Source organism: Clostridium pasteurianum DSM 525 = ATCC 6013, from assembly GCF_000807255.1.
GTDB lineage: Bacteria > Bacillota > Clostridia > Clostridiales > Clostridiaceae > Clostridium_I > Clostridium_I pasteurianum.
Map to the genome: position 1 here is coordinate 2167431 of NZ_CP009268.1, position 15281 is coordinate 2182711.

The 15281-nt window shown below is 29.4% G+C and carries 13 protein-coding genes; all 13 read right to left on the reverse strand.

Annotated features, from left to right (window positions below):
• Positions 1-371: 371 nt before the first annotated feature.
• A complete protein-coding gene (gene recA / locus CLPA_RS09835; protein WP_003442282.1) occupies positions 372-1433 on the reverse strand; it encodes a recombinase RecA in 1062 nt (353 codons plus the stop codon).
• 162 nt (positions 1434-1595) lie between these two features.
• Positions 1596-2180, reverse strand: a complete 585-nt coding sequence (gene pgsA, locus CLPA_RS09840; RefSeq protein WP_003442280.1) for a CDP-diacylglycerol--glycerol-3-phosphate 3-phosphatidyltransferase — start codon at positions 2178-2180, stop codon at positions 1596-1598.
• Positions 2167-3507: a 30S ribosomal protein S12 methylthiotransferase RimO gene (rimO, locus tag CLPA_RS09845; RefSeq protein ID WP_003442277.1), complete on the reverse strand. Its 1341-nt coding sequence runs from the start codon at positions 3505-3507 to the stop codon at positions 2167-2169. Before rimO ends, pgsA begins: the two co-directional genes overlap by 14 nt.
• A 286-nt stretch (positions 3508-3793) precedes the next feature.
• Positions 3794-6040 (reverse strand): FtsK/SpoIIIE family DNA translocase, encoded by a 2247-nt coding sequence (locus CLPA_RS09850; protein ID WP_003442274.1) that lies wholly within the window; start codon positions 6038-6040, stop codon positions 3794-3796.
• Between the two features lie 108 nt (positions 6041-6148).
• Positions 6149-6841 carry a ClpP family protease gene (locus CLPA_RS09855; protein WP_003442271.1) on the reverse strand — a complete coding sequence of 231 codons (693 nt, stop codon included), beginning with the start codon at positions 6839-6841 and terminating at the stop codon, positions 6149-6151.
• A gap of 67 nt (positions 6842-6908) precedes the next feature.
• Complete coding sequence (locus CLPA_RS09860; protein ID WP_003442268.1) at positions 6909-7193, reverse strand: YlmC/YmxH family sporulation protein; 285 nt, start codon at positions 7191-7193, stop codon at positions 6909-6911.
• Positions 7194-7416: 223 nt separating this feature from the next.
• Positions 7417-9528 carry a polyribonucleotide nucleotidyltransferase gene (locus CLPA_RS09865; RefSeq protein ID WP_003442265.1) on the reverse strand — a complete coding sequence of 704 codons (2112 nt, stop codon included), beginning with the start codon at positions 9526-9528 and terminating at the stop codon, positions 7417-7419.
• Between the two features lie 115 nt (positions 9529-9643).
• Entirely contained in the window at positions 9644-9907 is a 264-nt protein-coding gene (rpsO, locus tag CLPA_RS09870; protein ID WP_003442261.1) for a 30S ribosomal protein S15, read from the reverse strand.
• Between the two features lie 121 nt (positions 9908-10028).
• A complete protein-coding gene (locus CLPA_RS09875) occupies positions 10029-10961 on the reverse strand; it encodes a bifunctional riboflavin kinase/FAD synthetase (protein ID WP_003442258.1) in 933 nt (310 codons plus the stop codon).
• Positions 10962-10974: 13 nt separating this feature from the next.
• A complete protein-coding gene (gene truB, locus CLPA_RS09880) occupies positions 10975-11844 on the reverse strand; it encodes a tRNA pseudouridine(55) synthase TruB (RefSeq protein WP_003442255.1) in 870 nt (289 codons plus the stop codon).
• Complete coding sequence (locus CLPA_RS09885) at positions 11845-12804, reverse strand: DHH family phosphoesterase (protein ID WP_003442252.1); 960 nt, start codon at positions 12802-12804, stop codon at positions 11845-11847. It abuts the gene before it with no gap.
• Positions 12794-13156, reverse strand: a complete 363-nt coding sequence (gene rbfA, locus CLPA_RS09890; protein ID WP_003442249.1) for a 30S ribosome-binding factor RbfA — start codon at positions 13154-13156, stop codon at positions 12794-12796. Before rbfA ends, CLPA_RS09885 begins: the two co-directional genes overlap by 11 nt.
• A gap of 19 nt (positions 13157-13175) precedes the next feature.
• On the reverse strand, positions 13176-15266 hold the full coding sequence (gene infB, locus CLPA_RS09895; protein ID WP_003442246.1) for a translation initiation factor IF-2: 2091 nt from the start codon (positions 15264-15266) through the stop codon (positions 13176-13178).
• Positions 15267-15281 lie beyond the last annotated feature (15 nt).

Here is a 15281-nt window from a genome sequence, read left to right on the forward strand (position 1 = left end):
ATATAGCTCCATAAAATTGCGAAAATGAAAGCTTTGAAAAGGTGTCATATTTATTCAATTGGCAATAATTTGAATATGCTAAACCAGTATTTGTATTTAGCTTAATTGTATATTAATTTAAGATTACTGTCAAGTTTATGGTGAATAAATACTATAAATGTTATTATAAGTGATTTTTTCTCAGTAAAAATTTTTATTTTGACTAAACTTATAAAAAGTTTATATATTATATTCAACTTCAGATTACATAAACTCGTTACTGAATAAAACTTAAATCTAAAACAAATATAATTGCTATAAAAAATATTTACAATGTTTTTTATAGCATATTTATTATATCTAAATATTATTATAATTATACTTTTTAAACTCTAAGCTTTAGATAATTTTTTATCTGAAGCTGTATTCTCAACTAAATCTTCAGAAGAATCCTTTGATTTTTTTATAGGAAGTTCATTTTTTTCTCTTATTTTAGTTTCTATTTCAAGTTTTATATCCGGATTTTCTTTTAAATACTGTTTAGCATTTTCTCTTCCTTGCCCAAGTCTAATATCTCCATAAGAGAACCAAGCACCACTTTTTTGAATTATTTCTTCTTTCACACCAACATCTACAATATTGCCTTCTTTTGAAATACCCTCATTATACATTATATCAAACTCTGCCTGTTTAAAAGGAGGCGCTATTTTATTTTTTATTACTTTTACCCTTGTTCTGTTTCCTATTATTTCATCACCTTGTTTTATAGAATCTATTCTTCTAATATCCATTCTAACTGAAGCATAGAATTTCAAAGCTCTTCCACCAGGTGTTGTTTCTGGATTTCCAAACATAATTCCAACTTTTTCTCTCAATTGATTTATGAATATAACTACACATTTTGACTTGTTTATAGCTCCCGCAAGTTTTCTGAGAGCCTGAGACATGAGTCTTGCTTGAAGTCCCACATGAGAGTCACCCATTTCCCCTTCTATTTCAGCCTTAGGAACTAACGCAGCAACAGAATCAACTACTATCACATCTATAGCATTAGATCTCACAAGAGCCTCTGCTATTTCCAGTGCTTGCTCTCCGGTATCTGGCTGTGAAACTATTAAATTTTCAGTATCAACTCCTAGTCTTCTTGCATAAGCTGGATCTAGAGCATGTTCAGCATCGATAAAGGCAGCAGTTCCTTCCATTTTTTGTGCTTCTGCTATAACATGAAGCGCTACTGTAGTTTTACCAGAAGATTCAGGTCCATATATTTCTATAATTCTTCCTCTAGGTACTCCGCCTATTCCTAAGGCTATATCCAAAGATAAACACCCTGTCGATATTGAATCTATATCTAATACACTATGTTCTCCTAATTTCATAATAGAGCCTTTTCCAAACTGCTTTTCAATTTGTCCCAAGGCAGCTTCCAATGCTTTAAACTTTTCGTTATCCATATTACATCCCTTTAAGGGTTCACCAACCTTTCACATTATCGAACATTTGTTCTTTTTTCATTATATAATAAAATTTAATCTAGGTCAACACTATAAATAAAGTTCCTGTAATTACAGGAACTTTATTTATAGTAAAATTATGGTCAAAATATATTTTTTTAATCATTTATCGGACTTTAAAATTTCTCGATTTTTTACAAAGTAATCTATCCCTGAGATAATAGTAATTATTACAGCCAAAAACATAGTTACTTTTGTTAAATTCTGAAACAAAGATACAATATCAATGTTAAAATAATTATGTAAAAATTTAATATGACGTATATTTAAATTCATCAGCGCACATATTATTGCTACAATTTGTATGACTGTTTTAATTTTTCCCCACCAGCTAGCCGCTAGTACTACACCATCTGCTGCTGCAATAGACCTAAGACCAGTAACTGCAAATTCCCTAGCAATTATTATTATAGCAACCCAACTACTTAGTATGTGAAATTCTACTAAAGAAACTAAAGCTGCAGATACCAATAGTTTATCTGCCAAAGGATCCATTAATTTTCCAAAACGCGTTATTTGATTTCTGCTTCTTGCAATATAACCATCTAACTTATCTGTAAGAGCAGCGATTATAAAGACTGTTGTGGCAATACTTCTACCGTAAGGAATTCCCCTTACGGCAATAAAAATCAAAAATATTGGAACTAAAATTATTCTTATTAAAGTTAATTTATTAGCAAGATTCATCGCATACAACCCCTATTAAATCATATTCTAGACTATCTATAATTTTTATATTAGTAAAATCACCTACATTTAATATTTTATCACATTTGAAAAAAATTTCACCATCTATTTCCGGAGACATTTCATAATTTCTTCCATACCAATAATCATTATCATTTTTTCCCTCTATGATAACCTTATATATATTGCCTATTTTACTTTTATTTATTTCTTTTGATATTTGCTGCTGCATAAGCATTAATTCTTCCTGTCTCTGTTCTTTTACAGATTCATCTATTTGATTAGGCATATTAAAAGCTTCTGTATCTTCTTCTCTAGAATATTTAAAAACTCCCAATTTATCAAATCTAATAAACTTAATAAATTCTTTTAATTCTTGAAAATCTTCTTCAGTTTCACCAGGAAATCCAACAATAATTGAAGTCCTAAGACATATATTTTCTACCTTACCTTTTAAATTTAATATACTTTTAATTATTTTATCTTTTTTAGTGTGTCTTTTCATATTTTTTAGTATATTATTACTAATATGCTGTATCGGTATATCTATATACTTACATACTTTATCATTAACAGATATTTCTTCTATTAATTCTTCTGTTATTTCTTCTGGATAACAATATAATATTCTTATCCATTCAATAGATTTTATCCTTGAAATTTTTCTAAGTAATTCAGGAAGCATCTTCTTATTATATATATCTATTCCATATCTTGTAGTATCTTGTGCAACAAGTATTATCTCCTTTACCCCTTGCTTGTTAAGTTCATTACATTCATCTATAATATCCTCCATAGTTCTGCTTCTATATTTTCCTCTAATTTTAGGAATTATACAATAAGAACAGGAATTATTACAACCTTCTGATATTCTAACATAAGCGCTAAAAGATCCTGTAGTTACAATTCTTTTTCCCTCATTTATATTTTTGTCGCTGTAATTACATAAACTCTGCTTTTTACCACCACAACTAAAAAAATTGTTAATAGCATCATTAAGCCCATTATAGTCATTTACTCCTAATATTAAATCTAACTCTGGCATTAGATTTAAGAGCTCATCCCCATATCTTTGAGTTAAACATCCTGTAGCTATGAGCATTTTACAATTATATTTGCTTTTATATTCTGCCATTTCCAATATGGTATTTATAGATTCTTGTTTTGAGGCTTCAATAAATCCACAAGTATTTACTAAAATAATATCAGCCTTTTTAGGATCATTTACTATTTCATAATTATGTTCAATATTTCCTAATATAGTTTCTGAATCAATTCTATTCTTATCACAGCCTAAACTTATAAGTCCAAAATTTAATTTGTTCACCTAAAATCCTCCTATGTTTACATATAAAAATAAATAACAAATTAAATACAAACAGAATTCTTAGCATCAAACATAAATTTTCACCTATCAGATACTTAGAATTCCTTATCCAGATATACAGCCACCCTTACCTTCAATCTTATGAAGATAATTATAATTAGAGTAGTTAGTCTTGGAATAAATTTAATAGTTACTTTTTAATTATTTATATTAACACTAATCATTTTATAGCTAAAAATCAGTATTAACAAGAAAATTTTTTGTTACATTTATTTCCTGAGAAATATTACAAATTCCCCAATTCCTCCTTTGTAACCAAAATATTTCTAGGCTTACTGCCGTCTCTCTTTGATATAATTCCCTTTTCTTCTAACTGTTCAACAATTCTAGCCGCTCTATTATATCCTATTCTTAATTTCCTTTGAATTAAAGAGGTTGAAGCTTGATTTGCCTCTATAACAATTTTTATAGCCTCATTCAATAATTCATCTTCATCTGTAGATTTTGATTGAGTAGAATTATTATTTATTTCCTCAATTATTTCCTCTCTATACTCAGATTTTGGATTTTGATTTTTAATACATGTTACAATCTTTTCTACTTCTTCTTCTGATATGAAGGCTCCTTGTATTCTTAAAGGCTTAGATTCCCCTACGGGATAGAACAGCATATCACCTTTTCCTAAAAGTTTTTCTGCACCAGCTGTATCAAGAATAGTCCTAGAATCTATTTGACTTGATACAGCAAAAGATATTCTAGAAGGAATATTTGCCTTAATTACCCCTGTAATAACATCTACAGAAGGTCTCTGCGTTGCAATAACCAAATGCATACCAGCTGCCCTTGCCATCTGAGCAAGTCTTCCTATGTAATCTTCCACATCATTTGGACATACCATCATTAAATCTGCAAGCTCATCAATAATTATAACTATCCAAGGAAGTTTATTATCTATTTTTCCTCTATGAAATAATTCATTATAACCTTCTATATTTCTTACACTGTTGTCTGCAAATATCTTATAACGCCTAGTCATTTCATTTACAGCCCAACTAAGGGCTCCTGCTGCTTTTTTAGGGTTAGTCACTACTGGAATCAAAAGATGTGGTATTCCATTATATATGCTTAATTCTACTACTTTTGGATCAATCATAAGAAGTTTTACATCATCTGGGAAATACTTATATAATATACTTATAATTAAAGTATTAATACATACACTTTTACCCGAACCAGTAGCACCGGCTATTAATACATGAGGCATTTTGCTTAAATCAGCTACAACACAATTTCCACCTATATCTTTACCAAGACAGAAGGCAAGTTTAGCTTTTGTATTTACAAAGGATTCTGACTCTATAACTTCTCGTAAAACTACTGGTGTTAAATCTTTATTCGGAACTTCTATCCCTATAGCTGCTTTGCCAGGGATAGGAGCTTCTATTCTAACACCAGCAGAGGCTAAGTTTAATGCTATATCATCAGATAAATTTACTATTTTACTAACTTTAACCCCTGCACTTGGCTGAAGCTCATATCTAGTTACAGAGGGTCCTTTTGTAACCTGAATTACTTTTGCGTCTACTCCAAAACTATTTAAAGTATCTGTTAATTTTGTAGCACTTGTCAAAAGTTCTTTTTTATCACTTCGTTTTAATTTACTAAGTTCATTTTCATTTAAAAAATCTATACTTGGCAGTTCATAATCTCCTTGAATACTTTGGATTGAATTATCTTCAATTTCTTTTTCAAGTTCTTCACTTATATCCTCCACAGCAGCTTCTTTAATGTGATCATTGCTATCCTTTATTTCAATATTGGATTCAGAAACAATATCTTTATCTTTTTGATCAGATTTACTTTTTATAAAATCAGTAGCTTTTATTTTATCTAAAGTATTTTTTAATATACTATTATCTTCTTTTTCCTGAATATTATAATCTGAAGATATCTCATTTTTAATTTTTCTTCTATCTCTGAGCTCAAGAAGAGTTTTTTTTAAAGAATCTCCTAAAGATCTCTTTGATATAAGTACAAAAGAAACAATATAAATACAAAAAAACACCACATAGCAACCCTTGCCAAATAACCTTGATATAGGAATATCTATAATGTAAGAGATTATGCCTCCATGCATTGTATTATCAGTACTATATATCCTCTTTATTCCTTCTAATACTTGTCCATTTATATAATAATCATTTAAATTTATCATTGTAATAATAAGAAGGGTATTTATTATAAAAAGAATAAATCCATAAAATTTTTTATTATAACCTAGCTTGCCTCTTTTTATCATATATCCCATTCCTATTAATATTAATATAAATGGAAATATGTAAGCTCCTAAGCCTATTATTGTAAAAAGCAATTTTCTCATACCAGTTCCAAGTATACCACTAGTGTTAGTAAAAAATAGACTGAATATTATAAATATACCAAAGCATATCAATACTACTCCTGCAATATCACTATTTAAAGTTGAATTTTTATTTGAAGTATTATTGTTTTTAACATTTTTTCTTCTGGCCAATGAATTCACCTCCAATTGTTTATTCTACATTTACGTCAAATATCCCTTTATAATATCATTAAATCCATTGTAAATAATATAATATAAATTAACCATAGGTAATTTTCCCTATGGTTGTGTTTGAATAATCTGTTCCAGTTTTTCCAGTGCATCTTTTATACCACCAACATTATCTATTAATCCATAGTTTACCGCCTGAATTCCAATAAGTATAGTACCCATGTCATTTAATAATTCATCACTTTGCATCATCAATTTTTTAATAGTATCTTTATCAATTCTTGAAGTTCTTGAAATAAATTCTATTATCCTCTGCTGCATCTTGTTAAAATATTCAAAAGTTTGGGGTACTCCAATTACAAGACCATTCATTCTTATAGGATGAATAATCATTGTGGCACTAGGAGATATAAAAGAATAATCTGCTGAAGTAGCTAGTGGGACTCCAATAGAATGACCACCACCAATAACCAATGAAACAGTTGGCTTGCTTAAACTTCTAATCATTTCAGCTATAGCCAGCCCAGCTTCCACATCACCGCCAACAGTATTTAAAACTATTAATACACCTTCTATAGTTTTACTTTTCTCTATAGAAACTAATTGAGGAATTACGTGTTCATACTTGGTTGTTTTTGTTTGAGGTGGAAGAACCGTATGTCCCTCAATCTGTCCTATTATAGGTAACACATATATTCTTTCATTTTCTTCAGGTAAATCATTAACTCCCAATTCCTTTATATTTTCAACCTGTTCTTCATTTAATTTTTTTTCATTTTTTTTATCCTTAGTCTTGCCCATAAATATCACTCCCAGTCTATATATATTTTGCACATACTGACTGAAATGTATACATTATTAATGCATATTATAATTGAGACTTTTTTAAATCATTGTATTCTGCATCAATTATTATAGTTCTAGTACCTATTTTTTTTACATACTCCCAGGGTACTTCAAAGAATTCACTTTTATTAAAAAAACTTAGTCCAGATTTATTTTCATTTAAAATTAGTAATTTCATATTTCCATTTTCATCTATAACTATGTCATTATTGGCAAGAACTGAATACTTTTCTCCATCATTAACATTTATAATTTCGTATTTTTCAATTTCACTATATAATTTAATATTTTCCAAAGCATCTTTCAAAATAACCACTCCTTATATAAAAATCATTATAATAAATTATATAAAATTTAATTAAAATTATTCATTTAATAATATCTATAAATATCCTCTAAATTAGAATATAAATAAAATAAATATATATCATTTACTATAATATGTAAAATATAAGACATAATTATTATAAACTGATAATTGCAAATTAATAAGGCAAAAATAAAAAGGCAATTTTGCCCTTCTATTTTAGTTATTCTTTTTTATCCTCGTCTGCTTTAGATTGAACTATAGCATCTTTCCTTGAAAGATTAATTCTACCTTGATTATCTATTTCAGTTACTTTTACTAATATTTCATCTCCTGTAGATACTATATCCTCTACCTTATTTACTCTATTTACATCAAGTTTTGAAATGTGAACAAGGCCTTCTTTTCCTGGTAATATTTCCACAAAAGCTCCAAAATTAGTTATCTTTGTAACTTTCCCAAGATATATATCTCCTGCCTTCACATCTCTAGTAAGATCATCTATCATTTTGAGAGCTTTATTGGCACTTTCACCATCACTAGACATAACAAAAACTTTTCCATCATTATTTATATCTATTTTTACTCCAGTTTCAGCTATAATTTTGTTTATAGTCTTTCCACCAGCACCTATAACATCTCTAATTTTATCTGGATGTATATTTATAGTATAAGCTCTTGGAGCATAAGGAGATAATTCTTCCCTTGGATCTGGAATACATTGTTTTATTTTTTCCAGTATAAAAAGTCTAGCTTTTCTTGCGCCTTTTATAGCCTGACCTATACAATTTTTTGAAAGTCCATGAATTTTTGTATCCACTTGGATAGAAGTTATTCCTTCTTCTGTACCTGCCACCTTAAAATCCATATCTCCAAAAAAATCTTCTAATCCTTGTATATCTGTAATAACTTTTTCTTCTGATAAATCTTCACTAGTTATAAGGCCCATAGCTATACCTGCTGCAGGCCTTTTTATAGGAACTCCTGCATCTAAAAGAGCTAAAGTACTTCCACAAACACTTGCCTGAGAAGTTGAACCATTAGAACTTAAAACTTCTGAAACCAATCTTATTGTATATGGGAATTCCTCTTCTGAAGGAATTAATGGTTCTAAAGCTTTTTCTGCCAGAGCTCCATGACCAATTTCTCTTCTTCCAGGTCCTCTTAATGGTCTAACCTCACCAGTAGAATAAGAAGGGAAATTATAGTGATGCATATATCTCTTTGATTCTTCTGTTCCAAGTCCATCCAAAATCTGAACATCTCCCAGGGCACCTATAGTTGCAACAGTCATAACTTGAGTTAATCCTCTTGTAAACAATCCTGTTCCATGAGTCCTTGGTAATATTCCTACATCACAGCTAATCTTTCTTACCTCATCAAAACTTCTTCCATCTGGTCTTCTTTCTTCATGAAGTAACATATTTCTAACAACTTCTTTTTGTACTGAATATACCACTTCACCTATTTCAGAACTGTTATCTGGATATTTTTCTTCAAATTCTTCTTGAATTTTCTCATTTATATCCTTTAAAATTTCATTTCTTTTGTCTCTATCAGTAATATACATAGCTTCTTTTAACATATCAAAGGCAAAACTTTTTACATCCTCTTCTATATTTTTATCCACTTTATGCAATACAGGTTCAACTTTTTCCTTACCAAACTGCTTCATTGCCTCTTCTTGGAACGCAACAATTTCCTGGCAAGCATTAAATCCAAACTCTATAGCATTTATCATTACATCCTCTGGTATTTCATTTCCACCTGCTTCAATCATCATTACTCTTTCTTTTGTAGCACAAACAGTTAGATTTAATACACTTTTTTCTCTTTCTTCCTCAGTAGGATTTAATATAAATTTATCTTCAATCATTCCCACAGATACAGTTCCTACTGGTGTAGTGAATGGAATAGATGATAGACATAGTGCCATTGATGCACCGTTCATAGCTAATATATCCGGAACATTATCTTGATCAACAGATACTACTGTACACACAATTTGAACATCATTTCTATAGCCTTTAGGAAAAAGTGGTCTTAAAGGTCTATCTATAGCTCTAGCATGTAATATAGCTTTTTCTGATGGTTTACCTTCTCTTTTTATAAAGCCTCCAGGTATTTTACCTACTGAATATAACCTTTCTTCATATTCAACACTTAGTGGAAAAAAATCTATTCCATCTCTAGGGGCTTCTGAAGCATTAGCATTTACTAAAATAACCGTTTCACCATAGCTCATAAAAATAGCACAATCTGAAAGCATACCTATTTTTCCAAATTCCACCTTCATCTTTCTGCCAGCCACAGTGGCTTCAAGTACATGATTCATACATTTACCTCCTTTAATAAATAGTAATGTATATTATATATTATTGTAATAATTAAAAATTTATATGTAACAATGACACTTAAAATAATAGAGCGGTTTAAACCGCTCTACTAGATTACTTTCTTAATCCAAGTTTTTTAATAATAGTACGATATCTTTCAATATCTTTCTTAGTTAAGTAATTTAGAAGACCTCTTCTTTGACCTACCATCATAAGAAGACCTCTTCTTGAATGAAAATCCTTTTTATGAATTTTCAAATGCTCATTTAAATGATTTATTTTCTCAGTTAATAGAGCTATTTGTACTTCTGGAGAACCAGTATCTCCCTCATGTCTGCCATATTCTTTAATAATAGTTTCTTTTGTTAATTTATCCATTAATGTTGACACCTCCAAATATTATCCCCTTACACCAAGAATATCGTCGGTCAATCAATAATCTTAGAAAAAGGTTACTACACTAAATTATAACAAATTAAAATTGAAATGTAAATAATTTTTACAGTTTAATTTCAATATTTCTCAAATCTGCAAATTTTTTATCTCTTTCCAGTTGCTTTTTTAGTTCCTCTAAGGAATTAAATTTTTTTTCTTCTCTTATCCTATCTATAAAGTATACCTTAATATTTTTATTATATATATTGTCATCAAAATTCAATATATGAGTTTCTATAGTCAATTCATTTTCACCAACAGTAGGATTTGTACCTATATTGGTTATACCTTTGTACACTTTGTTTTCATATTTGACTAAAGTGTAGTAAACTCCACCTTTAGGTATGACAAAATCTTTATTATAATCTAAATTTGCCGTAGGGAATCCAATAGTTCTACCTAGTCTTTTTCCATACATTACTTTTCCTTTAAGCATATATGGTTTTAATAGCATATGATTTACATCCTCTATTTTTCCTTCACTAATAGCAGTTCTTATTCTAGTACTACTTATAACATTGTCATTATATTCAATAGGATTTATTACATATAATTTAAAATTATATATTTCACTAAATTTCTTTAACAGCTCAACATCACCAAGATTTTTATTGCCAAATCTATAATTAAATCCCACTACAATACCTACTGGATTATAACATTTAATCATACTAGTTACAAAATCTTCCGGAGACATTTTCATTATTTCTTGATTAAACAAAGCAAAATTTACCAAATCAATACCCAGTTCATCTAAAATTTCCGCTTTAGTGTCATTATCCATAATAAGTTTAGGAACTTTAGTTTTATCTATTATTGTTAAAGGATGATTTCCAAAAGTATTCACCATGCTTTTGGAATTATTGTTTGATTTTGACAATTTCAAAACTTTATTAATTAAAGTCATGTGTCCTTTATGGAGACCATCAAAGCTTCCCAAAGCTATAAAAGTATTGTATTTTAATTTCATCTTAAAATTATCCTGTAAAATAATCATATCTTATTTACTCCTAAATTAATAATTTAACCAGCTTAAATCCAGCTTCATTTTTTGTACCTATGCCAATAAATTTATCATTTTTTAAATAAGTTCTGAATAATTCTCCTTTAGGAATATGATCTATTAATAAAGGATTTTTAATTATAACTCCATTCACAAGCAATTTTTCTAAACTTTTATCAAAAGATAATTCTCTATATTTACTTAGAGAATTATCCATAGGAATTAAATAATCTTTTATATTTTCTTCAGTTAAACGATCTATATTAACTGAATTATCTTTTGTAAAAATGCCTGTAGCGGTTCTTTCTAAAGACCACATTAGAGCGCCACAGCCAAGTTTTAATCCTATATCATTACAAAGGCTTCTTATATAAGTTCCCTTTGAGCATTTTATCCTAAAATAAACGTAAGGTATTGAAATATTTGTAATAACTATATCAAATATAGTTATCTGCCTGCTCTTTCTTTCTATTTCAATTCCCTTTCTAGCTAAATCATACAATCTTTTTCCATTTACTTTTAAAGCTGAATACATGGGAGGAATCTGTTCTATTGTTCCTTGAAAAGATTTTACAGTATTAATTATATCCTTTTCAGCTATATTTACACAATTATTTTCAATTATAGAACCCTCTTTATCATAAGTATCACTTGTAACGCCAAGCTTCAAAGCAGCATCATATACTTTAAAATCATCCATAATATAATCTACAAGTTTAGTAGCTTTTCCAATACAAATAGGTAGTACTCCCGTAGCTAAAGGATCCAATGTCCCCGTGTGACCAACCTTTTTAATTTTACTCAATTTACGTACAATTCTTACTACATCAAAAGAGGTCATATCAGCTTTTTTGTACACATTTAAAATACCGTCCATTTATATCAACTCTTTTTCTAATTCTTTAAGCAATATTTTTTCCACTTCTTCAATAGGAGCGTCCAGCTTAAGTCCAGCTGCTCTTATATGCCCCCCGCCGCCAAATTTTTCTGCAACTTTTCTTACATCAACATAGTTTTTAGATCGCAAACTAACTTTAACTCCATCCTCTGTCTCTTTTAATAATATTGCGATTTCTACAGAGACAATTTTTAATCCAATAGAAATGAGATCAGCACTATCACATTCTTTTACTCCGACTTTAGAAAGCATATCCTCCGTAAGTTTCATAATACAGATATCTTTACTATCATTAGTATATAAACTGTCAATGACCAGTCCTTGAAGTTTTATAATTTCAATTTTTTTATTATCAAATATTTTTCTATGAACAGAACTAAAATCAAGACCTGTATTTATTAACTCACCTGCAATTAGGTGAGTATTATAAGTAGTATTTGAATGTCTAAAAGAACCTGTATCTGTTAAAATTGATGTATATATACATTCAGCAATTTTAGTATCTATATCGATTTTCATTTCGGTAAGTATTCTATAAATTATTTCTCCTACCGAAGCTGCTTTAGTATCTACATAATTTATATCTCCATAATAATCATTAGACAGATGATGATCTATATTTATAACAATAAAGTTTCTATTATCTAACTTCACATCACAATTTAATCTCTCAACATTTCCACAATCCAAGGTTACTAAACAATCAGCATTAGAAGGTATTTCTTTTAAATTACCATCTATTTCGTTACTTAAACTTAAAAAAGAAAAATTTTCTGGAATAGCTTCTTTGGATACTATAAAAATATTTTTATTAATTGATCTCAGACCATTAATTAAAGCTAAAGAACTTCCCAAAGAATCACCATCTGGTGATTGATGAAAAGTAACAAAAATTTTATTACTTTTCATCAATATATTAATAATTCTATCAATTGTCATCTTCTGTTGTCTCCTTTATCTTTTGGAGAATAGAATCTATATGCATACCTTGTTCAATAGAATTATCAAGTTCAATAATTATTTCAGGAGTCAATCTCAAACTTACTTTGTGCCCTACTTCTCTTCTTATAAATCCCGCACTTTTTTTGAGAATATTCAAGCTTTCATTTTTCACATTATCATCACCAAGTATGCTTACAAATACCTTAGCATATCTTAAATCCTTAGTAACATCAACTTTAGTAACACTTATAAGGGTATTAAGTCTTGGATCTTTTATATCATTTTGAATAATACTACTAACAGCTTTTTTTACTTCTTCATTAATCCTTCCACTTCTGTATTTAACCATAGAACTCTCTCCCTTTACATTATAATTCTTTAGCTTTTATTTCCTCCATAGCAAAAACTTCTAGAATATCGCCTTCTTTTATGTCATTGAATTTTTCTATTGTAAGACCACATTCATAACCAGCAGCTACTTCTTTAACATCATCTTTAAATCTCTTAAGAGATCCAAGTTCTCCTTCAAGAATAACTATACCGTCTCGTATAATTCTGATACTACTGTTTCTTGTTATTTTTCCGTCTAATACATAACATCCCGCAACTGTACCTATACTTGATATCTTATACACCTGTCTAATTTCAACTTTACCCAATATAACTTCTTTAAACTCTGGCTCAAGCATACCTATCATTGCTGATTTGATATCATCCAGTGCATTATATATTATTCTATAAGTTTTTATATCTACATCTTCTTTTTCAGCTGCAGTGGTAGCATTTGTATCAGGCCTTACATTAAATCCAATTATTATAGCATTAGATGCACTGGCAAGAGTTACATCTGTTTCAGTTATAGCACCAACCGCTCCATGAATAACTCTTACTTTTACAGAATCTGTAGAAAGTTTTTCAAGAGATTGTTTCAAAGCTTCAATTGATCCTTGTACATCTGCCTTAATAATAATATTAAGTTCTTTAACCTTACCTTCTTGTATCTGATTATATAAATCTTCTAAAGATACTTTGTGATTTGAATTTAAAGAAGCTGTTCTAAGCTTTTCTTTTCTCTTTTCAGACATATTTCTTGCAGTTTTTTCATCTCGTATTACATTAAATTTGTCTCCAGCAGAAGGAACGTCTGAAAGTCCAAGTATTTCAACAGGTATTGAAGGTCCTGCTTTCTTTATCTTTCTTCCATTATCATCAAACATAGCTCTTATTCTTCCATAAGTTGATCCTACTAATATAGAATCCCCCACATGAAGAGTACCATTTTGAACTAAAAGAGATGCAACAGGTCCTCTACCTTTGTCAAGTTTTGATTCAATTACAGCTCCTTTAGCTTTTCTATTTGGATTTGCTTTCAACTCTTGAACTTCAGCTGTTAATATTATCATTTCAAGTAAATTATCTATACCCTCTTTGGTTCTAGCTGAAACTGGCACACATATAGTGTCTCCACCCCAATCTTCCGGAACAAGCCCATGTTCAGTAAGTTCTTGTTTAACCTTATCAGGATTAGCTCCAGGTTTATCAATTTTATTTATAGCAACAATTATAGGTACATTTGCTGCTTTACAATGGTTTATAGCTTCTTTAGTCTGAGGCATTATACCATCATCTGCTGCAACTACTAGTATAACTATATCTGTAATTTGAGCACCTCTAGCTCTCATGGCTGTAAAAGCTTCATGTCCAGGTGTATCAAGAAATGCTATTCTTTCATTATTTATATTCACCACATAAGCACCAATATGCTGTGTAATTCCACCTGCTTCAGTTTCTGTTACCTTAGCTTTTCTAATAGCATCCAGTAATGAAGTTTTACCGTGATCAACATGACCCATTACAGTAACAACAGGTGGTCTTTTTTCCAACAATTCATCATCATCTGCTTCACTGTCAATTTCAGTAAATTCACTTTCATTATCTTCTTCTTTAGGCATAGCAATGGCATTAAATTTTTCACACAATTTTTCAGCAGTTTCAAAATCTATCTCTTGATTTATAGCTGCCATAACTCCCATAAACATTAGCTGTTTAATTACCTCTGCTGTTGGTTTGCTTAATTTTTCAGATAGTTCTTTTACTGTTATAGTTTTATCTATTTCTATAATAATCTCTTCTTCGCTGGCTTCTTCTTTAGAATCTTTATTTGATTGCTGTTCCATCTTTTTATTCTTGTTCTTTTTATGCTTTATTTCCTTTATGCTGTCATTGAGAATTTCTTCATATTCTTCAACTATATCTTCTTTTTTTGCTACAGCACTTTCTGCAATATCCTGTTTTTCATTATCTGCAAAAAATTCTTTAATAAGTTCAGCATCTTCATCATCTATAGTACTCATATGATTTTTCACTTCTATACTGAACTCCTCTAGAAGTAAATTTATTAAATCTTTACTAGAAATATCTAACTCTTTTGCCAACTCATGAACTCTTATTTTTGACAAATCAGTCACCCCCGA